General features: G+C 67.4%; 17 protein-coding genes. 8 read left to right on the forward strand and 9 right to left on the reverse strand.

The window, feature by feature from the left end:
- Nucleotides 1-217: 217 nt before the first annotated feature.
- On the reverse strand, nt 218-1537 hold the full coding sequence (locus ILT42_RS01865) for a hypothetical protein (RefSeq protein WP_204213607.1): 1320 nt from the start codon (nt 1535-1537) through the stop codon (nt 218-220).
- A 244-nt stretch (nt 1538-1781) separates the two neighbouring features.
- On the opposite strand from ILT42_RS01865, the gene ILT42_RS01870 reads away from it, so the two are divergent.
- Nucleotides 1782-3809 (forward strand): M10 family metallopeptidase C-terminal domain-containing protein, encoded by a 2028-nt coding sequence (locus tag ILT42_RS01870; RefSeq protein WP_204213608.1) that lies wholly within the window; start codon nt 1782-1784, stop codon nt 3807-3809.
- 22 nt (nt 3810-3831) lie between these two features.
- On the opposite strand, the gene ILT42_RS01875 is transcribed toward ILT42_RS01870, so the two are convergent.
- The 5 genes from ILT42_RS01875 to ileS form a co-directional block, all read right to left on the reverse strand.
- The gene (locus ILT42_RS01875) at nt 3832-5109 is read right to left on the reverse strand and encodes a M16 family metallopeptidase (RefSeq protein WP_204213609.1); all 1278 of its coding nucleotides are present in this window, start codon (nt 5107-5109) and stop codon (nt 3832-3834) included.
- A gap of 29 nt (nt 5110-5138) precedes the next feature.
- Nucleotides 5139-6470, reverse strand: a complete 1332-nt coding sequence (locus ILT42_RS01880; protein ID WP_204213610.1) for a M16 family metallopeptidase — start codon at nt 6468-6470, stop codon at nt 5139-5141.
- Nucleotides 6471-6620: 150 nt separating this feature from the next.
- Nucleotides 6621-7253, reverse strand: coding sequence for a hypothetical protein (locus ILT42_RS01885; protein ID WP_204213611.1), 633 nt, complete (start codon nt 7251-7253; stop codon nt 6621-6623).
- An 89-nt stretch (nt 7254-7342) separates the two neighbouring features.
- Nucleotides 7343-7807, reverse strand: coding sequence for a signal peptidase II (lspA, locus tag ILT42_RS01890; RefSeq protein WP_324617707.1), 465 nt, complete (start codon nt 7805-7807; stop codon nt 7343-7345).
- 206 nt (nt 7808-8013) lie between these two features.
- Nucleotides 8014-10962, reverse strand: a complete 2949-nt coding sequence (gene ileS / locus ILT42_RS01895; protein WP_204213613.1) for an isoleucine--tRNA ligase — start codon at nt 10960-10962, stop codon at nt 8014-8016.
- A 405-nt stretch (nt 10963-11367) separates the two neighbouring features.
- Between ileS and ILT42_RS01900 the strand changes: the two genes are divergently transcribed.
- The 3 genes from ILT42_RS01900 (at nt 11368) to ILT42_RS01910 (ending at nt 14275) form a co-directional block, all read left to right on the forward strand.
- Nucleotides 11368-12495, forward strand: coding sequence for a catalase family protein (locus tag ILT42_RS01900; protein ID WP_204213614.1), 1128 nt, complete (start codon nt 11368-11370; stop codon nt 12493-12495).
- Nucleotides 12496-12523: 28 nt separating this feature from the next.
- Entirely contained in the window at nt 12524-13024 is a 501-nt protein-coding gene (gene msrB / locus ILT42_RS01905; protein ID WP_204213615.1) for a peptide-methionine (R)-S-oxide reductase MsrB, read from the forward strand.
- Nucleotides 13025-13105: 81 nt separating this feature from the next.
- Nucleotides 13106-14275, forward strand: coding sequence for a DUF3095 domain-containing protein (locus ILT42_RS01910; protein ID WP_204213616.1), 1170 nt, complete (start codon nt 13106-13108; stop codon nt 14273-14275).
- Nucleotides 14276-14291: 16 nt separating this feature from the next.
- Here the strand turns inward: ILT42_RS01910 and ILT42_RS01915 are convergent, their stop codons facing one another.
- Both ILT42_RS01915 and ILT42_RS01920 read right to left on the reverse strand, forming a co-directional pair.
- The gene (locus ILT42_RS01915; RefSeq protein WP_204213617.1) at nt 14292-15284 is read right to left on the reverse strand and encodes a bifunctional riboflavin kinase/FAD synthetase; all 993 of its coding nucleotides are present in this window, start codon (nt 15282-15284) and stop codon (nt 14292-14294) included.
- Between the two features lie 53 nt (nt 15285-15337).
- Nucleotides 15338-16219, reverse strand: coding sequence for a TIGR01459 family HAD-type hydrolase (locus tag ILT42_RS01920; protein WP_204213618.1), 882 nt, complete (start codon nt 16217-16219; stop codon nt 15338-15340).
- Nucleotides 16220-16345: 126 nt separating this feature from the next.
- Between ILT42_RS01920 and ILT42_RS01925 the strand changes: the two genes are divergently transcribed.
- The gene (locus ILT42_RS01925; RefSeq protein ID WP_204213619.1) at nt 16346-16567 is read left to right on the forward strand and encodes a heavy-metal-associated domain-containing protein; all 222 of its coding nucleotides are present in this window, start codon (nt 16346-16348) and stop codon (nt 16565-16567) included.
- Nucleotides 16568-16584: 17 nt separating this feature from the next.
- Here the strand turns inward: ILT42_RS01925 and ILT42_RS01930 are convergent, their stop codons facing one another.
- On the reverse strand, nt 16585-16797 hold the full coding sequence (locus tag ILT42_RS01930; RefSeq protein WP_204213620.1) for a hypothetical protein: 213 nt from the start codon (nt 16795-16797) through the stop codon (nt 16585-16587).
- A 369-nt stretch (nt 16798-17166) separates the two neighbouring features.
- On the opposite strand from ILT42_RS01930, the gene ILT42_RS01935 reads away from it, so the two are divergent.
- From ILT42_RS01935 to ILT42_RS01945, 3 genes are all read left to right on the forward strand, one after another.
- Nucleotides 17167-18513 carry an aspartate aminotransferase family protein gene (locus tag ILT42_RS01935; RefSeq protein ID WP_204213621.1) on the forward strand — a complete coding sequence of 449 codons (1347 nt, stop codon included), beginning with the start codon at nt 17167-17169 and terminating at the stop codon, nt 18511-18513.
- 135 nt (nt 18514-18648) lie between these two features.
- Complete coding sequence (hisS, locus tag ILT42_RS01940; protein WP_204213622.1) at nt 18649-20133, forward strand: histidine--tRNA ligase; 1485 nt, start codon at nt 18649-18651, stop codon at nt 20131-20133.
- A gap of 133 nt (nt 20134-20266) precedes the next feature.
- The gene (locus ILT42_RS01945) at nt 20267-20875 is read left to right on the forward strand and encodes a hypothetical protein (RefSeq protein ID WP_204213623.1); all 609 of its coding nucleotides are present in this window, start codon (nt 20267-20269) and stop codon (nt 20873-20875) included.
- Nucleotides 20876-21007 lie beyond the last annotated feature (132 nt).

Genomic DNA, 21007 nt, shown 5'->3' on the forward strand with positions numbered 1-21007 from the left:
AAACGGCATTCGAAAGTGTGGCACGTTCTTCCCTCCCCCTTGAGGGGAGGGATTGAGGGTGGGGGTCGGAAAGTCAGAGCTGTTGTTTGAGGGAGCGAAGCATGACGTTCCTACCGGCTTACGTCATTCAGTGAGCGCTCACCCGGTCGTTTCACCCGCACCCCAGACAAGCCCGATATCCGTGGCAGGGGCAAAGAGGGGGAGCACCACCTCCGCCTTACTTTCCCTGTCCCAGATATTGCTTGGCCAGGATCTTGCCCTCCTCCACGGCGGGCTGGTCGAACGGATCGACGCCGAGCGCGTAGCCGGCCAGGATCGTCTCCAGCATGAAATGCATGAGCAATTCGCCGATGGCGCGCTCGTCCAGCTTCTCGATGTGGATCTGGCGCGTGGGGCGGCCGTTCTTGGCGAGCGTATCCGCCGTGGCGCGGCCCTGGGCGGCCACGAGGTCGCCGATATGCTTGCCCGCGAAGCCTGGTTCGCCCGCGCGCTTGGCCAGGGCTTCGTCCATGACGGGGCCGAGGCCCGCCACCTCCGTGGTGAGCACTGTGAAGAGCTTGTCGTTCGGGCCCGCGAGATAGAGCTGGAGCTGGCTGTGCTGATCCACCGGCCCGATGGCGGCCACGGGCTGCGAGCCCTTGCCGTCCTTGCCCACGCTCTCGGCCCAGAGCTGGACCCACCAGCGGGTGAAGCGCTCCAGCCGGTCGGCATAACCCATACCGACCGTGATGTTCTTGCCCTCCAGCGTCATGGCGACATTGATGGCCGCGCCAACGGCTGCCGGCGCGTCCTTGGCGTCGCGTCCCGCCCGGAACGGCTCGTAGGCGTCGGCCGCGCCCTGGCGGATCGCCGCGATGTCGAGGCCGAGCACCGCGGCGGGCAGGAGGCCCACATTCGTGAGCACGGAATAGCGCCCGCCGATGCCCGTATGATGCTCCAGGAAGCGGACGCCCTCCGGCTCCAGCAGGTCGCGCAGGGCGTTCTTGCCCCCGTCCTTGCGCGGCTCGGACAAGCCGAGGAACAGGTCCGCCGGCCCCTTCTTCAGGCCCGCCTTGGCGAGGGCCGACAGCACCGCGATGGTCTGCATCAGCGTCTCGCCCGTGCCGCCCGACTTCGAGATCGACACGAATCTCGTGGACGAGAGCGGCAGCTTGTGCAGGACGTGGTCGAAGGTCAGCGGATCGAGATTGTCGAGAAAGTGGACGCGCGGGCTTTCCGTGAAGCGCCCTGCCCCCGGCACCGCGTAGTCCTTGAGCTGCGCCAGCGTCTGGCCGCCGAGGCTGGAGCCGCCGGTGCCGAGAAACACCACATCCGTCGCGTCCTCCCGCAGCCAGGCGGCCGCCTTGCGGATGCTGTCGAGATCGTCGGTGGTGCGGGGCATGTGCAGCAGCGGCAGCCGTCCCGAGGCATCGTCGTCGGCCAGCCGCTTCATGGCGTTGCCGACCACCGACAGAGCTGCGTCCAACGCCGTCTGCGGAATCCCGTCCCCGCCGATATTGGACGCGAGGGCAAGATCGATCGTTTGCTGCAGGGCCATGGGGTGCTCCGACTCGTGACAGATGAAGCGGGACATTAGGGCAGCGGGGGGCGGAGGGCTAGGGCGGGTCGGAAGGCCGGGCCTGTCATTTCGCAAGAGCCGTTCCGTGCCAAGCCCATTTGTTAACGCTTCGCTCGCCTCAGCCCAAGCTTAAAAGAACTACCCCGTCTAACTCGGTTACAGATCCGCAGATCTCGTTCCTAATCCGTCCTCCCGCAAGCGAAAGCGTTGATGGGAGACCCGCATGGACGACGGTACGGGTACGTTCGAGCCGACGCGAGTTCCGTTTGTCGACGGATTGCTGTCCGGCTATCGCTGGCAGGGCGACACGGTGACCTACGGGTTTCCGGATCGGGAAGCCTTCTACAGCGGGGGCGTGAATCCGTTTCCGGTTTTCTCCCCCACCTCGGATGCGATGCGGCAAGCCGTCCGTGCGTTCGTCGAAGGGCGGTCCGCCGATCCGGCCGCGATGACCTTGACCCCCATCGAAGGCTTCACGAACCTCTCGCTCGCCGAGAGCCCGATGACGGCTAACGGCGCCGACATCCTGATCGCCCATTCGAGCAAGGCCGCGACCGCCTTCTCGACCTTTCCGGACGGCTCGGTCCATCCAGGCGACATCTGGTTCGGCGTGAGCGAGAGCCTGCGGGCGCCGCTCGTCGGAAGCTGGGGCTACTTTGTGGCGCTCCACGAATTCGGCCACGCGCTCGGCCTCAAGCACCCGCACGAGACCACGTCCGTCAACCAGGCCGCGATGCCGGTCGCGCACGACGACCATCAGCACACTTTGATGTCCTACCGGAGCCACCATACCAACCCGTCGTCGGGCATCATGACGAACGAGAGCTTCGGCTACCCGCAAACCTACATGCCCGATGACATCGCCGCCCTGCAAGCGCTCTACGGAGCCGATTATGGGTTTCGCGCGGAAGACACGACCTACCGCTGGAGCCCGGCCACTGGAGCGGTGACCGTGAACGGCGCCGGCGCGGGCAGACCCGGGGACGGGACGGCCGAGAGCAACCGGATCCTGCAGACCGTCTGGGACGGCGGCGGCCGCGACACCTACGACTTTTCCGAGTATGCGAAGGGCGTCTCGGTCGATCTCGGTCCCGGTGGATCCTCGATCCTGTCCGCCGATCAACTTGCCGTCCTGGCCTATGACTTCGTGGCCGACCTGCGCCCGATCACGGCGAGCGGGAATGTGTTCAACGCTCACCTTCACGAGGGCGACCCGCGCTCCCTCATCGAGGATGCCCATGGCGGCAGCGGAAACGATGCGCTCACCGGTAACCGGGCCGACAACCGGCTCTCCGGCCATCAGGGAGACGACACCCTGCGGGGAGGCGGCGGCAACGACGCCCTCGATGGCGGATCTGGCGAGAACACGGCCCTGTTCACGGGCCGGCGATCCGAATACGGCATCGCCACAGGCCCGGATGGGCTCGTGACGGTGACCGACCTGCGGGCGGAACGGGATGGCACGGATACGCTTATCCAGGTGAAGTATGCCCTTTTCCAGGACGCGTGCGTCCGCCTGACCCCGAACACCGCGCCTTTCACCGTGTCGGTGGCCCAGAACAGCGTTCTCGACGGAGCCCGCAAGGGCACGACCGTCACGCCGCTCACCGCCAGGGACGCGGACGATGCCCGCTTTCATTTCGAGCTCGTGTCCCGCTCAGCCAACGTCCTGAAGATCGACGGGGACCGCATCGTCTTGGCGCGGCAAGCGGATTACGACCGTCACAAGCAAGTCGAGCTCTCCATCAAGGCAACTGATCCCGATGGACTTTTCGTTACGAAAACGCTGGTGATCCACATCGGACGGATCATGAAAGGCACCGACGGCCGGGACGATCTCGCCGGCGGCCATGGCGGCGACCGCATCTTAGGCCGCGACGGGAACGACCGACTGGCCGGGCGCCTGGGCAACGATACGCTGTCCGGCGGCGACGGACGCGATACCTTCGTGTTCGACACGCGTCTCCACGCGGACTTGAACGTTGATCGCATCGTCGGCTTCTACGCGTCCGACGACGGTTTCCGCCTCTCGCAAACGATCTTCAAGACCGCCGGGCCGCCGGGGATGCTGCACGCCGACGCGTTCCGGAACGGCGGCAAGGCACACGACCGCGAGGATCGCATCCTCTACGACAAGGGCGAGGGTCTCGTGCTCTTCGATCCGGACGGTACGGGCAAGGCCAAGGCCGTTCCATTTGCCAGGCTCGACAAGGGAACGCAGCTGGCCCACGACGATTTTTTCATCGTCTAGGGGAAAGTGCCGCGTTCAAGGCTTACAGGTCCGTCGGGCGGCCTGCGATGACCGTGAGCAACTGGCCGTCTCCAATCGTGCGCTGGGCCGCGACGCGGATGTCCTCCTGCGTGACCGCGGCCACGAGGCCGTTGCGCCGTCCGATGTAATCGATTCCGAGCCCTTCGAACGCGATCTGCACGAGCGTGTGGGCGATCTTGGTCGAGGTGTCGAAGCCGAGCGCATAGGAGCCGATGAGATAATCCTTCGCGGATTGCAGTTCCGCGTCGCTGGGACCGTCCGCCTTCAGGCGCTCCATCTCCTCGGAGATCACCTGCAGGGCTTCGCCCACGCGCTCGTTCTTGGTGGCCGTGTAGCCCCAGGTCATGGCGGCGGCGCGGTAGCTGACCAGCGAGGTGCCGACGCTGTAGGCGAGACCCCGCTTCTCGCGCACCTCCTGGAAGAGACGCGACGTGAAGGCGCCGCCGCCCAGGATATGGTTGAGCACGTAGGCGGGCACGAATCCGGGGTCGCGCCAGGCCACGCCGTTGGTTCCGAAGCGGATCACCGATTGCGGCACGTCGAGATCGACGATGACCCGGGAACCGCGCCCCTGCAGGACGGTTGTCTCGACCGGTGCAAGAGGACCGCTTTCGGGCAGATCGCCAAAAACCCTGTCGAGCAGGAGGGAGAGCCGGTCGCCGTTGATGGCGCCGACAACGGCGATTCTCACGCGGCTTCTGGAAACCAACGCGCGATGCATCGCCATGAGGTCGTCGCGGGTGATGGCCTCCACGCTCTCGATGGTGCCTGAGGTCGGGTTGCCGTAGGGATGGCCCGCGAAACCCTCCTCGAAGAACCGGCGGGTCGCCATCACGCCGGGATCGTTCTGCTGGTAGCGGAGGCCCGCAATGGTCTGCGCGCGAACGCGTTCGATGGCGTCCTGGTCGAAGCGCGGCTCGGCCAAGGCCAGGCGCAGGAGCTCGAAGGCCTCGTCGGCGTGCTTCACGAGGGTCTTCAGCGACCCGCCGACGGCATCGTTGCCGGCGTTGAAGGAGATCTCGATGGCCCGGGCCGCGAGGCGTTCCTGGAAGGCGTCGGAATTATACTCGCCCGCGCCCTCGTCGAGGAGGCGCGCCAGCATCTGCGCCACGCCCGGCTTGCCTGCCGGATCCTGCGCGGAGCCGCCTTCGAACGTGAAGGCGACCGCGATCAGCGGCACCACGTCGGATTCGACGTGCCAGGCCTCGACGCCGGCGGCCGAGACCACGGACTTCACCGTGGTGGGGGAATGGGACAGGGTGTCGACGGACGCGGTCATGAGGATCCCGTAATCGTTCGCAGGGCCGATCAGGCCGCCGGCTTCTTCAGGTAGCCCGTGACGGAGCGGCGCGGGATGAGGTAGCGCTCGGCGGCCGAGGCCAGGTCGTCCTTGAACACGGCCTCGATCTCGGTGGGCCAGCGGCGCACGTCCTCGATGGTCTCGCCGATGGCGAGCGCCGAGCCGTAGATGCGGGCCAGGGAGGATTGGCTGTCGGTGGAGTAGATTGTCTCGGCGACGAGCCGCGTCTTGGCGCGCTCGATGGCGTCCGAATCGAGGGCTTCCGCCGGGATGGTGCGCAGCACCTCGTCCACGGCCTCTTCCAGCGCTTCGAGCGAGACGCCTTGAGCCGGAACGGCGTACACCGAGAACCGGGTGTCCTCCATGGCGGAGGACATGTACCAGGCGCCCGCGTTCACGGCGAGACCGCGCTCGAGCACGAGCTTGCGGTAGAGGTACGAGGTCGGGCCGCCGCCGATCACCTCGGCCAGGAGTTCGAGTGCATAGCAGTCGCGGTCCTTGGCGGTGCGGCAGGACGGCACGAGATAGAGCCGCTGCATGGTGGGCTGCTCCACCTTCGGGTCCGCCACGGTGATGTGGCGGGCCGCCACCGGCTCCGGCTCGCGCGGCCGGAAGCGGACCGGTCGAGCGCCGCCCGCCGCCACCCGGCCATAGGTCTTGTCGGCGAGGCGGCGCACCGTGTCAGCCTCAACATCCCCCGCCACGACCAGAATGGCGTTCTCGGGCGTATAGAAGCGCTTGTAATAGTCCAGCGCGTTCTGGCGGTTCAGGGTCTCGATCTCGTGCATCCAGCCGATGATCGGGATCCCGTAGGGGTGGTGCACGAAAAGCGAGGCCGCCATGGCCTCGGACAACTGCGAGGACGGATCGGTCTCGACCCGCATGCGGCGCTCCTCGAGAACCACGTCGCGCTCGGGCGCCACCACCGATTCCTCGAGCAGTAGGTTCGTCATCCGGTCGGATTCGAACTCCATCATGGTTTCGAGGTGCTCGCGGGCCACCCGCTGGAAATAGGCCGTATAGTCGAAGGACGTGAACGCGTTCTCCTGGCCGCCGAGGTTCGACACCACCTTGGAGAACTCGCCTGCCGGATGCTTGTCCGTGCCCTTGAACATCAGGTGTTCGAGGAAGTGGGCGATGCCGGACTGGCCCAGTGGATCGTCCGCCGAGCCGTTGCGGTACCACACCATGTGGGTGACCACCGGAACACGGCGATCCGGGATCACGACCACGTCGAGACCGTTGTCGAGGGTGAAGGACGACAGTTCGGGCCCGCCGCCTTCCGTTCGCCCGTACAGCGGAGCGTCGGTGCGCAGATGATGCTTAGGCCCTGTATCCATGTCGTCCAACCTTGGCGGAATCGAGTAATCCGTAGGAATTTCTACGGGACTTACGCCAATTTGACGAAGACGCAAGCGAGGCAGCGCCCGTCATCGGTGCGACACGATCTTTCCGTCGCCGTGGCCACTTGGCGCTTGAGCGGCCCTGGATCACTCCAGGGTCTCGCCCTTCTGCTGCATGATGAAGCCGAGCGGGCTCTCCGGATCGACGATCGGAGCCTTGTCGACGCTGGCCCGCAGGGGCGCGTTGCCCTGGGCCTGAAGAAGACCGCCCGGAGGATCGCTCAGGTACTTGCGCTCGAGCCCCTTGCCCTCCAGCTTGGGCTGCTGGGCGTAGGAGCGAAGCTCGTCGGGGCTCATGACGCTCTTGTCGGCCTGGCCGCCCACGGGACCCGGAGCCTTGGTGTAGTTGTCCGGGTTGCGGTACTTGCGCATCTCGTCTGGCGAGAGCGCGCCGCCCTTGGCCTCGCGGTACTTTTCGGTGCTGGTCCAGGGCGTCTTGGCGTCGGCGGCCGCCTTGCGGGCCGCGGCCACGTCCGGATCCTTGGGCCAGTTCGCCGCAGAGGCCTCGGCATTGCCGCCCGTGGGAGCACGCAGGTCCATCTTCGGAGGCAGCACCAGAGGGGCGCGCTCGCGATAATCGATGGGAGCCTTGTCCTTGGGAATGATGCCGATGGCGCCCAGGATGCTCTTCATGGCTTCACCCTCTTCGGCCCTCGCGCCCGTAGCGGCCACGAGGAACGCCAGGGCGCTCACGCAGGTCAGGATCTTCACGGACTTCATGGCTTCACCATTCCCCAATTGTCTCTGCCGGAACGCCTGATACCTTATTCTGGCGAACATGTGGCGGCTTGACGTTCTGCTGCGTCAGCTTACCGCGCCCGGCGCTTTTCCAAGAAGAAAGAGTCATAAAGGAGACCGAGGACGCCTGCAACAATGGCGGCATCGGCCACATTGAACACGTACCAGGAGTACGTTCCAGCGTGAAGCTGGATGAAATCGAAGACCGCCCCGTACAGGAGCCGGTCGATGACGTTGCCGATGGCGCCCCCCACGATAAGGCCCAGTGAAGCCGCCAGAACCTTGCCCCGTGTCCGGGTGATCCAGACGGTCAGGCCGATGGAGGCGATGATCGAGACCACGATCAGCATCCAGCGGCCGAACTCCGTGCTCTGCTGGAACAGGCCATAGGAGATCCCTCGGTTCCAGACCACGATGAGGTTCACGAGCGGGCCGAGCGCCACGGGCTCCTTCACCGGCAGATCGAAGATGAAGAACGTGTAGAGCTTGCTGGCTTGGTCGAGCACGAGGGTCAGGAGCGCTACGGCCAAGCCGATCTTGCCCGGAAGCGAGAGGCCTTGCGCCGTCTTGCGCCCTCCTCCCCGCGTCCTGCCGCCCTTCGAAGGAACCCGGGAGGCAGCCTTGCGCGGACGCGGCGGAGCGGGTTCGGCCGGGGTCCCGGCGGGCTCGGAGGCGGCGGCCCGCCGCGCGGCGGGGCGCCGGCTCTCGTCCGGCAGTGGCGGCTGTCCGCCCGTCGGGTTGCTCATTCGGCGGCCGCCTTCATGGAATCCCACTCCCGCAGGGCGGCTGCATCGCGCAGGGTCACGTCCGGGTAGCTCGGATCGGTGCCGACTTCCGGCAGGACTTTCCAGGAGCGGGCGCATTTGCGGCCTTCGGCCAGGGCCGGAACCACGGCCACGCCCTTGACCTCGTCGAGCCGGAAGGCCTCCGCAGGCCCTTCGCCCCGCTCGACCGCGATGTTGGACGTGATGCAGATCTCGGCCATGTCAAGGCCCTGGACCGCCTCGAACAGGCCTTCATCCGCGACGAAGACTTTCGGGGCGGCCTCCAGGCTCGCGCCGATGCGCTTCTGGGCGCGCTCGATCTCAAGCGCCCCCGTGACGGCCCGGCGCACCCGGCGCACCTTGGCCCAGCGCTCGGCCAGGGCGTCGTCGCGCCACGCGGCCGGAACCTCCGGGAAGGTCTCCAGATGCACGGACTCGGCATCCGGGTAGCGGGCGAGCCACGCCTCCTCGGCCGTGAAGGCCAGGATCGGGGCGATCCAGGTGGCCACGCACCGGAAGGTCTCGTCGATGACGGTGAGCGCGCTCTTGCGCACGTGGCTCGTTATCGGGTCGCAATAGAGCGCGTCCTTGCGAACGTCGAAGTAGAACGCCGACAGGTCGGAGGTCATGAAGCCGTTGAGCAACGCGATCACGCGCTTGTAGTCGAAGGTCGCGTAGGCCTCGCGCATCTCGCCGTCGAGCTCGGCCAGGCGATGGAGCACGAAACGCTCCAGTTCCGGCATCCGCGCCGCCGGCACCCTGTCGGCTTCGCGATAATGCGCCAGAGAGCCTAGCATCCAGCGGATCGTGTTGCGCAGCTTGCGGTAGGTCTCGACGAAGGTCTTCAGGATCTCCGGGCCGATGCGCAGGTCGTCCGAGTAGTCGGACGCCGCCACCCAGAGGCGCAGGATGTCGGCGCCGGACTCCTTGATGACCGTTTGCGGCGCCACCACGTTGCCGATCGACTTCGACATCTTCTGGCCCTTCTCGTCCAGAACGAAGCCGTGGGTGAGCACGATGTCGTAGGGCGCGCGGCCCCGCGTGCCGCAGCTCTCGAGCAGCGACGAGTGGAACCAGCCGCGATGCTGGTCCGTGCCCTCCAGGTACATCACCTGATCCGGCCCGCCATCGACCTTGCGCGTCACCTTCAGGTCGTCGCGCTTCTCCAGCGCGAAGGCGTGCGTGGAGCCGGAATCGAACCACACATCAAGGATGTCATTCACCTTCTCGAAATCCGCGACGTCATAGCCGAAGGGTTTCAGGAAGCGCGAACCGTCATCCGTATACCACGCATCGGCCCCCTCCCGCTCGAAGGCCTCCGCGATGGCGGTGTTGACGCCCGCGTCCTTGAGGATCTCGTTGGTGCCCTTGCGCACGAACACCGCGATCGGCACGCCCCAGGCGCGCTGGCGCGACACGACCCAGTCGGGTCGGTTCTCGATCATGCCGGTGATGCGGTTCTCGCCCGATTGCGGCACCCATTCCACGGTCTTGATGGCCTGGAGCGCGATCTGGCGCAGGCTCGCGTTGCGCCCCGCGATGGGCTTGTCCATCGCGATGAACCATTGCGGCGTGTTGCGGAAGATCAGCGGCCCCTTCGAGCGCCAGGAATGCGGGTACTGGTGCTTGAGGCGGCCCCGCGCGACGAGCGCGCCGGCCTCCGCGAGCTTCTTGATCACCGCCTCGTTGGCGCCCGCATCCTTGCCCTTGTCGTCGTAGATGCGCTCGCCCGCGAAGAACGGCACGTCCGGAAAATACGACGAATCCGGCGAGACCGTATGCGGCACTTCCTTGGTGCCGCAGGACTCGAACACGGCCTTGTGCTTGACATAGGTGTTGTAATCGTCCGCGCCGTGGCCGGGAGCGGTGTGCACGAAGCCCGTCCCCGCGTCGTCGGTCACGTAATCGGCGGGCAGCATGGGAACGTCGAAATCCCAGAAGCCATTCGCGCCGTCGAGACCCCGGAAGGGGTGCGCGCAGCGCTCGATCATCACCGGCAGCACATCCTTGACGCGCTCGTAGTTGGCGACGCGGGAGGCCTTGAACACCTCCTCGGCGAGCTTGTCGGCCAGGATGAAGCGGTCGCCCACCTTGGCCCAGTTGTCGTCGGCGGCTTCCGTGACCTGGTAGAGCCCGTACGCGATGTCGGGCCCATAAGCGATGGCGCGGTTGGCCGGGATCGTCCAGGGGGTGGTGGTCCAGATCACCACGGAGGCGTCGTCGAGGTCGCCGTTCAGGGTCTTCACGATCTTGAACTTCACCCAGATCGTCGTGGACGTCTTCTCGTGGTACTCGACCTCGGCCTCCGCGAGGGCCGTGCGCTCTACCGCCGACCACATGACGGGCTTCGAGCCGCGATAGAGCTGGTTCGAGGTGGCGAAATCCATGATCTCGCGGGCGATCTGGGCTTCCGCGTCGAACGACATCGTCAGGTAGGGATGGGTCCAGTCGCCCTCGACGCCGAGGCGCTTGAACTCCTCGCGCTGCACATCGATCCACTTCTCGGCGAAGGCCCGGCACTCCCGGCGGAACTCCACCACCGGAACCTCGTCCTTGTCCTTGCCCTTGGCCCGGTACTCCTCCTCGATCTTCCACTCGATGGGAAGACCATGGCAGTCCCAGCCCGGCACGTAGTTGGAATCGTGGCCCAGCATCCCCTGCGAGCGCGCCACCATGTCCTTGAGGATCTTGTTCAGCGCGTGCCCGATATGGATGTTGCCGTTGGCATAGGGAGGCCCGTCATGGAGCACGAAGCGCGGACGGCCCTTCTGGACCTCCCGCAGGCGCTCATAGAGCTTCATCTCGTTCCAGCGCTGGAGCAGCATGGGCTCGCGCTGCGGCAGCCCGGCCCGCATGGGAAACGCGGTCTGGGGCAGGAACAGGGTCTCGGAGTAATCGCGGGCGGCCGCTTCTTTTGTGTCGGACATATCGGTCAATCGGTCTCATAGGGCGCAGCCCGTCTTGGGGCGCATCAGGCATGGCAGGCAAGGCGGCTCGATCCCGGACCTTCGCCGTTCAGGCGAGGGCCGGGCCGATAATTCGCGCGATGCGGGCCGAAGCCACGCCCTGAACCTGAAAAACCACGGACATGATCCGCCTTTTAGCAGTCTCGCGGGAGAGAATAAAGCGCGATCGGACGGGCGCGACGCGGCCCTCTCCGGACCTGGCCTCGACCTGGTTCCGCCTGGTGGACGAGCGTCCGGTTGCGGGAAACGGCGCCCGGACCCGCCGCCGGCATCACCCCTGCTGGCCCTCAGCTCTTGGAACCCCCTGAAGGTTCATCGGTTCACGCCCCGTGGCCCGTCAGGCCACGGTCGAACTCAGGCCCCATCATGTCCAATACCCCCGGCACCCCCCGAGCCGTCGCCGACGCGCCCGCCTCCCCCCTGCGCTACGACCCGTCGGTCGAGACGCCGGAAGCGGACGAGGCCGAGACCTCCGAGAGCATTCTCGACTCCATGCGCAAGATCCGGGAGAAAACCTTTCAGGATTACGGCCGGGCGGTGCGCAGCGTGCATGCCAAGAGCCATGGGGTGCTGAAGGGCGAGCTCGAGATCCCGGCCGACCTGCCACCGGTCCTGGCCCAGGGGCTTTTCGCCCGGCCCGGCCGCTATCCGGCGGTGCTGCGTTTCTCCACCACGCCGGGCGACATCCTGGACGATACGGTCTCGACCCCGCGCGGGGTGGCCATCAAGATCCTGAACGTGAGGGGCGACCGCCTGCCCGGCGCCGAGGAAGAGACGACGCAGGACTTCGTGCTCGTCAACGGACCGGCCTTCCAGTCCGGAGCCAAGGCCTTCGCCGGGAACCTGAAGCTCCTCGAGAAGACCACCGACACCCTGGACCGGACCAAGAAGGTGCTGTCCACCGTGTCGCGCGGGCTCGAGCACCTGATCGAGGCCTTCGGGGGCGAGAGCGCCAAGCTCAAGGCCCTCGGGGGGCATCCGGCCACCCATATCCTGGGCGAGACCTTCTTCTCGCAGGCCGCGCTACGCTGGGGCGACCACATCGCGAAGGTGTCGGTGGCGCCGGTCTCGCCGGAACTCGTGGCCCTGACGGGCACGACCGTCTCCCTCGACAGCCCGACCGCCCTGCGCGACGCGGTGGTCGACTTCTTCCACCGTCACGGCGGCGTCTGGGAGATCCGGGCGCAGCTCTGCACGGATCTGGAGACCATGCCGGTGGAGGACGCCTCGGTCTTGTGGCCCGAGGACCGGAGTCCTTATATCTGTGTCGGACGCATTACGGTTCAGCCCCAGGACGCGTGGAGCGACAGCAAGGTGGCGGCCATCGACGAAGGCCTGTCCTTCAGCCCCTGGCACTGCCTCGCGGCGCATCGGCCGCTCGGGGTCATCATGCGGTTGCGGCGGAAGGCCTACGAAATGTCGGCGCAGTTCCGGGCAACCCACAACGGACATCCCATTCGGGAGCCGAAGGTCTCGGACACGATCCCGGGCTGAGGCTCCCTTCCAGCCAAAGGACGACAGCATGGCCCATTCCCCCGTCGCGGAGCAGCGCTCGAAAGCCGGTTTCGACCTGACGCCGCCCTCCCCGGACCTCTACCGCGCCCTGGTCGCCAACCTGGACGACGAGGAACGCCGGGTTCTGCTGGACCATGGCACGGAGCGGCCGTTCTGCGGCGTCTTCAACGAGGCCAAGACCAAAGGCACCTATGCGTGCCGCCTGTGCGGCCTGCCGCTGTTCAAGTCCGGCACCAAATTCGAGTCCGGAACGGGATGGCCGAGCTTTTTCGATCCCATCGACCGGTCGCACATCAAGTTCGTCCGCGATGTGAGCTACGGCATGATCCGCACGGAGATCCGCTGCGCCCGATGCGAGGGTCACCTGGGCCACGTCTTCGACGACGGTCCCCCGCCCACCGGCGAGCGCTATTGCATGAACTCCGTATCCATGCGCTTCATCGCAGACGGCGACCCCTTGCCCGACGAGCTCGGACGGGGCGCCCCGGAGGGCGAACCTGCCCCGTAGGGCCTTGCACCGGCGGGTGTGCTTGCGTCCGGGCCAGGACGGGCGGACGAGGTCGAGGCGGGCGATGAAGCGAGGCAGCGGGTGAAGGATTCGGGGCAGGCGGGGAAGAGGGCGGAGCCGGGCTCCGGCTTCTATGCGCGCCTGCCCGTCTTCGACAGCTTCGCCCGTCTCACCGACCCCTCGGTGTATACGCCCCTGCCCGCCGATTGGGTCATCGGCCTTGCCGATATCGTCCAGTCCACGGCTGCCATCGAGGCGGGCCGCTACAAGGTGGTCAACACGGCGGCCGCCTCCGTGATCGTGGCCATCGCCAATGCCCTGGGCGACAACGACTTCCCGTTCATCTTCGGCGGCGACGGCGCGAGCTTCGCCTTGCCGCCGGAGGACGAGGCCGTGGCGCGGGAGACGCTGTCGCGCATCGCCGCCTGGGTTCGTGACGCCTTCGGGCTCGTCCTCCGCGTCGCCCTCGTTCCCGTGGCGGATCTCCGGGCCGAGGGCTACGACGTGCAGGTGGCGCGCTTTGCCCCTTCGCCGGACGTGTCCTACGCCATGTTCACGGGCGGCGGCTTGGCCTTTGCCGAGACCCGCATGAAGGCCGGAGCCTATGCCATTCCGCCAGGGCCGGAAGGTGCCATGCCGGACCTGACGGGGCTGTCCTGCCGCTTCGACGAGATCACGCCGGAGAACGACGTGATCCTGTCCCTCATCGTGACCCCGGTGCCGGAGGGCGACCCGGCCGCCTTCAATCGCCTGATCGCCGACATCCTGGCCCTCGTGGACGCCTCGGGCGAGGCCACCCGGCCCGTGCCGGAAGCCGGGCCCGGTCTGAGCTGGCCGCCAAGGGGCTTCTCGATGGAGCTACTGGCCAATCCGGGCCACGGGCTCGCCCGGCGCCTCAGCCTCTTGGCCCGCACCTTCGCGTCCGGCTTCCTGTTCCGAACGGGGCTGCGGATCGGCGCGTTCGACCCCGCGCGCTACATCAAGCAGCTCGTGCGCAACACCGACTTTCGCAAATTCGACGACGGCCTGCGCATGACCCTCGATTGCAGCCTCGCTCTTGCGGACCGGTTGGAGCGGCGTCTCGGCGAAGCCGAGCGGGACGGCATCGCCCGCTTCGGCACCCACCGCCAGCAGGCCGCCCTCATGACCTGCTTCGTCCCCTCAGCGTCGCGGGCCGACCACATCCATTTCGTCGACGGCGCCATGGGCGGTTACGCGAGCGCCGCGCGGGCGTTGAAGGGGGATGCGTAACGCCGGTCCGGCAGCCCTATGCCCGATCACCCTGGGTTGAGGCCTCGATCATCGTCTCAACCCGATCCACCTCCAGCATCCGCCTCGCCTCGTCCGAGTCCCGGTTCATCCGCTCGACCAGCGCGTCCATGCTGTCGAACCGCTCCTCGCCCCTGATCCAGCCGACGAACTCCACGTCGAGGGTCTGGCCGTAGAGATCGCCTGAAAAATCGAACAGGAAGACCTCGAGCAAGGGCGCGCCGTTGTCGAAGGTCGGGCGGCGGCCGAAGCTCGCGACGCCGTCGACAACGGCCTCGCCCACGCGCGCCCTCACCGCATAGATTCCGTGGCGCAGGCGGCAATCGTCCGGGAGCCGCATATTGGCCGTGGGATAGCCTAGGGTCCGGCCGCGCTTTTCCCCATGCCGGACCTCGGCCCGCACGAACCAGCGGTAGCCCAGGAGCCGGTTGGCTTCGGCGATGTCCCCCGCCTGGAGGGCGGCGCGGATGGCGCTGGAGGAGACGGGCTCCGTGCCTTCGGTGACGGCGGGCATGATCGTACAGTCCAGCCCTCGGCGGCGGCACAGCTCCCCCATGAGGTCCGGTGTCCCCTCCCGGCCACGCCCGAAGTGGAAATCATGGCCGATGAGGACTCCCGAGAGCGCCAGCTCGTCGGCCAGGAGAGCGACGAAGGACGCGGCATCCCGGCTGGCGAGGGCCGCGTCGAAGCCCAGCACGAAGGCTCCGTCGAGGCCAAGCCGGGCGAAGAGCGCGAGCTTCACGGGCTCCGGCGTCAGGCGGAAGACGGGATCGGCCGGCCTGAAATAGTCCCGCGGATGCGGCTCGAACGTGACCACGGCACCAGGCCGTCCGGCGCCGACGGCGCGGGCGATGAGCGAGCGGTGCCCCCGGTGGACCCCGTCGAAATTCCCGATGGCCGCCACGGCGCCCCTCAGGCGCTCCGGCACGGCCTCGCCGTCTCGGCGGATCGCGAAGGGAGCCATCGGGTGCGAGGGGGCGTCGGGCGGCATGGGTCCGGGATGACGTTGAGGGGCGGGAAACCTGTCGAAAAGACCCCGTCGGGTCAAGCCGCCCAGGCGAGCATGTCCGTAATGGCCGTAGGCCGCGCGGCCTGAAGCGCGACCCAGTCCTGCACGTGCTGGGACAGAAGAGGGCCGAGATGCAGGTTCAGGTCCTTGGTATGGATGCCCCGCGCGATCATGAGCGAGTCGATCCCAAAGGCATCCGCACCCGCGATGTCGGTGCGGATCGCGTCGCCCACGGCCAGGACCTTGTCCTTTGCGACGGGCGCGCCGCGAATCCCGGATGCGACCGCAAGCGCGCGCTCGTAGACGGGCCGGTGGGGCTTGCCCGCGTAGAAAACCTCGCCGCCCATCGTTTCGTAGGCGAGTGCGATGGTGCCGGCGCAAGGCACGATCACGTCACCGCGCTCCACCACCAAGTCGGGGTTGGCGCAGATCACCGGGAGGCCACGCGACCGCATGAGGTCCAGGCGATTGCGATAATCCTCGACGGTCTCGCGCTCGTCGTTGTCGAAGCCGGAACACACCACGTAATCGGCGCTCTCCAGCGGTGCGAAACGCAGGCCGAGGCCGTCGAACATGGGCAGGTCGCGGGGCGGGCCGATATGGTGCAGGCTCAGGCCGGGGCGCTCTTCGATGGCGAGGCGGGTCATGTCGCCCGACGTCACCACGGAATCGTAAGCCTCCCGCGGCACCCCGAATCCGTCGAGCTGCGCCGCCACGGAGGTCCCCGGACGCGGAGCGTTGGAGACCAGGACCACGGTCCCGCCCTGCTGGCGGAAGCGGGACAGCGCGTCGCCCGCCCCCTCGTAAGCGCTCACGCCGTTGTGGAGCACGCCCCACACGTCGCAAAGGATGAGATCGTAGCGGCCCGCGAAGGAGGCGATGCCGTCCACGAGGGGGATGCTGTCGGTGTCGGTCATGGTCTCTCGCCGGTAACCGCTGGCGGGTAGGCGCTCCGGAAGGTGAAGTCAACCGATGGACCGGAGCCCTCCCTCCCGCGTTGTCGTTTCCGGAGCGCCCCTGAACCGGATGCAAGGAGAGATGCCATGGAAGAGCCGCGCAAGGATCTATTGATGCAAGTGGAAGGCATGACCTGCGAGGGATGCGTGCAGGCCGTCACCAAGACGATCCGGCACCTCGACCCCGGCGCATCGGTGGACGTGGACTTGGCCCATGGCCGCGTTCACGTCCAAACCTTGGCGCAGAGCATCGACGTGGCCCAAGCCCTCTCGAAAGCGGGATACGAGGCCACGGCGATGACAGGCTGAGCCGCCTGGGCGAAGGATTATTTGCACTGGCTCGGCATGCCGGCCGGGTTGGTGCTGCCCACCTGCTGGCCGGATTGGCCCGGATAACAGGTGTTGCGGCCGCTGGCGCCGGAATTGATGCCGCTCTCGGGTCCTGAATCGATGGTGCCGGCCGGGTTGCCCTCGGGATTGAGCGTGGATCCGACCGATCCTGTCGTGGCCGCGGCCCCGGGCTGGTCGGATTCGATCAACGGCGCTTTCCGCGGTCCTGATCCCCCAGTATCCACGCTGGGAGCCGTTTGGGTCGAGGTCTGGGGGGTGGCGCTTGGAGCGCTTCCCAAGCCCTGCTGGGCAAGAGCGCCGGTGCTCCAAGCGAGAGCGGCCGCGAGGGCCAATCCTGTCGTCCTGTTCATGATGGATGTCTGCCTTGGGGTGTCGATGCGGTACCAGGGCAAACCCGGGCCGGATGGATCGGTTTCAGCTTGGCGGCATAGATCGCGCAAAGCGCCGCAGCCCCAGGTTTTCGGACGCGATTGCGGGTCCCGTTCAAAAGCCTTTGCCGGTTGGAGGCCCGCTGGTAGGGTGGCGCGAATCCCCAGCCCTCCCTCGGACCGATACCCATGACCTCCAGTTCCCGCGCCGCCAACGACCATCTGGCTCCCAACGACCTGGACGCCTGGTGGCTGCCGTTCACGGCCAACAAGTCCTTCAAGGCGCGCCCGCGCATGATCGCCCGCGCCAAGGACATGCACTACTACACCCCCGACGGGAAAGCCGTGCTGGACGGAGCGGCGGGCCTGTGGTGCTGCAACGCGGGCCACAACCGGGACGAGATCACCCGCGCCATCCAGGCCCAGGCCGAAGAGCTGGATTATTCGCCCGCCTTCCAGTTTGGGCACGCGGCGGGGTTCACCCTCGCGTCCCGCCTCGCCGCCATGGCGCCGGGCGACCTAGACCACGTATTCTTCTGCAACTCGGGCTCCGAGGCGGTGGACACCGCGCTCAAGATCGCGCTGGCCTATTTCAACATCACCGGCCAGGGCAGCAAGACGCGCCTCATCGGCCGCGAGCGCGGCTATCACGGTGTCGGCTTCGGCGGCATCTCCGTCGGTGGAATCGTGCCGAACCGGAAGTTCTTCGGCTCCCTCCTGGCGGGGGTCGACCACCTGCCCCATACCTACAACCGCGCCGAGCAGGCCTTCTCCAAGGGCGAGCCGGAATGGGGCGCGCACCTCGCTGACGAGCTGGAGCGCATCGTGGCGCTGCACGACGCCTCCACCATCGCGGCCGTGATCGTGGAGCCCATGTCGGGCTCCACCGGCGTGCTTCCGCCCCCCAAGGGCTACCTGCAGCGCCTGCGCCAGATCTGCGACAAATACGGCATCCTGCTGATTTTCGACGAGGTCATCACGGGCTTCGGGCGCCTGGGCAATGCCTTCGCGGCGGAGCGCTACGGCGTCGTTCCGGACATGATCACCTTCGCCAAGGGCGTGAATTCCGGCACCGTTCCCATGGGCGGCGTGCTGGTCCGCAAAGGCATCCACGACGCCTTCATGAAGGGCGACGGTCCGGTGATCGAGCTGTTCCACGGCTATACCTATTCGGGCCACCCGCTGGCCTGCGCGGCGGCGCTCGCCGCCCAGGACATCTACCGGGACGAGAAGCTCTTCGAGCGCGCCAAGGCCCTGGAGCCCGTCTGGGCCGACGCCATCCACTCCCTCAAGGGCCTCCCCAACGTGCTCGACATCCGCAGCATCGGTCTCGTGGGCGCCGTCGACCTGGCCTCGCGGCCCGACGCCGTGGGCCGCCGGGCCTTCGAGGCCATGGACCGCGCCTTCCACGAGCAGGGCCTGATGATGCGCATCACCGGCGACACCATCGCGCTCTCGCCCCCGCTGGTGATCAGCGAGGACCAGATCGGCGAGGTCGTCGACAAGGTGGGCCGGGTCATCAAGGCCGTGGCGTAGGGCTCGGACGCGTCTCGTGAATGCCCGGCTCGAGGCCGGGCATGACGGCGCGAATGAAAAGGCACCCTTGCCCCCCACCGCCCCACGCGGTAACCGTGCGCCGGATTTTCGTTCATACTGGCGCCTCACGTTCCCATGTCCAAAGCCGATAAGATCAAGGCCCGCGCCCCGCGCGGATTCGCCGACCGCGGTCCCGCCGAGATCGCCGCCACCGAGCGGATGCTCGCGGCGATCCGCCAGTCCTACGAGCTTTACGGGTTCGAGGCCGTCGAGACGTCTTTCGTGGAATACACGGACGCGCTCGGGAAATTCCTGCCCGACCAGGACCGGCCCAACGAGGGCGTGTTCTCGTTTCAGGACGACGACGAGCAATGGCTGTCCCTGCGCTATGACCTGACCGCGCCGCTCGCCCGCTACGTGGCCGAGCATTTCGACGCCCTGCCCAAGCCCTATCGCAGCTACCGGGCCGGCTGGGTGTTCCGCAACGAGAAGCCGGGACCGGGGCGCTTTCGCCAGTTCATGCAGTTCGACGCTGACACGGTGGGGGCGGCGTCCGTCGCCGCCGACGCCGAGATCTGCATGATGGCCGCCGATACGCTGGAGAAGGTCGGCATCGGGCGCGGCGATTACGTGATCAAGGTCAATAACCGCAAGGTTCTGGACGGCGTCCTGGAGGCCATCGGGCTGGGCGGCGAAACACAAGCGGGCCAGCGGCTCACCGTGCTGCGCGCCATCGACAAGCTCGACCGGCTCGGCCCTGACGGCGTGCGCCACCTCCTCGGCGCGGGACGCAAGGACGAGAGCGGAGACTTCACGAAGGGCGCGGGCCTCGAGCCTGACGCCATTGCGCGGGTGCTGGCCTTCACGGAGGCCAAGGGCGCCACCAATGCCGAGACCATCGAGAACCTCAGAACCGTGGTGGCGGGGTCGGCCCGTGGGGAGGAAGGCGCGAGCGAGCTGGCGGAGATTGCCGCCCTGGTGGCCGGCTCCGGCTACGAGGACCGGGTGACCGTCGATCCTTCCGTGGTGCGCGGCCTCGAATATTACACCGGCCCCGTCTACGAGGCCGAGCTGACCTTCCAGGTGCAGGACGAGGACGGCCGCCCGGTGCGGTTCGGCTCCGTGGGCGGCGGCGGACGCTACGACGGGCTCGTGGGCCGCTTCCGCTCGGAGCCTGTGCCCGCCACAGGGTTCTCGATCGGCGTCTCGCGTCTGTTCTCCGCCCTGAAGGCGGTCAAGAGCCCCGTCGTGTCGGGCCAGGAGACCCCCGGCCCCGTCGTGGTCCTGGTAATGGACCGGGATCAGATCGCCGCCTATCAGCGCATGGTCTCCACCTTGCGCCACGCGGGCGTACGGGCCGAACTCTACCTCGGCTCGTCGGGCATGAAGGCCCAGATGAAATATGCCGACAAGCGCCAGAGCCCCTGCGTGATCATCCAGGGCTCCAACGAGCGTGAACGCGGCGAGGTCGAGATCAAGGACCTGATCGAGGGCGCCAAGGCGGCTGACGCCATCGCGTCCAACGCCGAATGGAAGTCCGCCCGACCGGCCCAGTTCTCCGTCGCCGAGAACCAGCTGGTGGATGCGGTGCGCGAGGTCCTGGGCCGGCACTTCGGCTAGGCCGGGCGCCTCGTTCCGCCTGTGGGCAAAGGCGGCGCGCCTCTCCCCTTCCCCAGCGGAAGGCTTTATACCTCGTGGAACTCTCAAGCTTGGCTTCTCGTTGTGCCCCAAGCTTGACCACCGTGAGGCACCCATGGCGAAGACGAAATCCAAAGCCGACGCTCCCAAGAAGCAGAAGTCCAAATCGGGCAAGGGCCGTTCGGGCAAGGTTGAGGCTCGCAAGTCGGACGCCCGCAAGGCGGAAGGCGGGAAATCCCGGTCCGGCGCCGTGGCGCCCTTGAAGGCCGCGAAGGACATCGCGGGCGTCAAGGTGCCCAAGGCTCTGCGCAAGTTGGGGCCGATCAAGGAGATGCTCACCTCCGATCTCGGCCGCGAGATCCTGGCCGACGCGTTGATCGCCGCGGCCGGAGCCGCGGCGGCCGCGCTGACGAAGAGCCGCCAGGGCGGAGACGCCAAGGCGGTGGCGAAGGCCGCCGCCCGGGGCGTCATGCATTCGGCGGCCGGTACGGTGGCCGGGGTCGTGACGGATGCCGCCCGCCACTTCCTTCCCACGGCCCTGACGGGAGAGAGCGAGGATGCCCCAGCCCGTCTCCCGGCCAGCAAGGCGCCCGCGAAGGCGGCTCGCAAGACCGCCGCCAAACGTCCGGCCGCGGTCAAGCGCCCTCCGGCCGAGAAAGCGGCCGCTCCCGAAAAGGGCCCGGAACGCTCCGAGACCACGGGCGAGACCTCCTCGGAGGGCTGAGCCGCCGGCATCCCCCCGCTTCAGAGGGCGCGGCTGAGCGGGGAGCCGGATTTGTGCTCGAGACGCCGAAGGGCTCCGTCCTGCACTTCGTCAAGCCCGGCCGTGAGCCGGGCATCCATCGGCCGTGTCCGA

It is taken from the genome of Microvirga pudoricolor (assembly GCF_016892705.1).
In the GTDB taxonomy this organism is placed as follows: Bacteria; Pseudomonadota; Alphaproteobacteria; order Rhizobiales; family Beijerinckiaceae; genus Microvirga; species Microvirga pudoricolor.

Bases quoted from the DNA above. Each gene is read 5' to 3' on its own strand.
- ILT42_RS01945 (WP_204213623.1), top strand. From the start codon at position 20,267: ATGGCGAAGACGAAATCCAAAGCCGACGCTCCCAAGAAGCAGAAGTCC.
- ILT42_RS01920 (WP_204213618.1), bottom strand. From the start codon at position 16,219: ATGACCGACACCGACAGCATCCCCCTCGTGGACGGCATCGCCTCCTTC.
- ILT42_RS01880 (WP_204213610.1), bottom strand. From the start codon at position 6,470: ATGGATACAGGGCCTAAGCATCATCTGCGCACCGACGCTCCGCTGTAC.
- ileS (WP_204213613.1), bottom strand. From the start codon at position 10,962: ATGTCCGACACAAAAGAAGCGGCCGCCCGCGATTACTCCGAGACCCTG.
- ILT42_RS01925 (WP_204213619.1), top strand. From the start codon at position 16,346: ATGGAAGAGCCGCGCAAGGATCTATTGATGCAAGTGGAAGGCATGACC.
- ILT42_RS01885 (WP_204213611.1), bottom strand. From the start codon at position 7,253: ATGAAGTCCGTGAAGATCCTGACCTGCGTGAGCGCCCTGGCGTTCCTC.
- ILT42_RS01875 (WP_204213609.1), bottom strand. From the start codon at position 5,109: ATGACCGCGTCCGTCGACACCCTGTCCCATTCCCCCACCACGGTGAAG.
- hisS (WP_204213622.1), top strand. From the start codon at position 18,649: ATGTCCAAAGCCGATAAGATCAAGGCCCGCGCCCCGCGCGGATTCGCC.
- ILT42_RS01900 (WP_204213614.1), top strand. From the start codon at position 11,368: ATGTCCAATACCCCCGGCACCCCCCGAGCCGTCGCCGACGCGCCCGCC.
- ILT42_RS01915 (WP_204213617.1), bottom strand. From the start codon at position 15,284: ATGCCGCCCGACGCCCCCTCGCACCCGATGGCTCCCTTCGCGATCCGC.
- msrB (WP_204213615.1), top strand. From the start codon at position 12,524: ATGGCCCATTCCCCCGTCGCGGAGCAGCGCTCGAAAGCCGGTTTCGAC.
- ILT42_RS01870 (WP_204213608.1), top strand. From the start codon at position 1,782: ATGGACGACGGTACGGGTACGTTCGAGCCGACGCGAGTTCCGTTTGTC.
- ILT42_RS01865 (WP_204213607.1), bottom strand. From the start codon at position 1,537: ATGGCCCTGCAGCAAACGATCGATCTTGCCCTCGCGTCCAATATCGGC.
- ILT42_RS01935 (WP_204213621.1), top strand. From the start codon at position 17,167: ATGACCTCCAGTTCCCGCGCCGCCAACGACCATCTGGCTCCCAACGAC.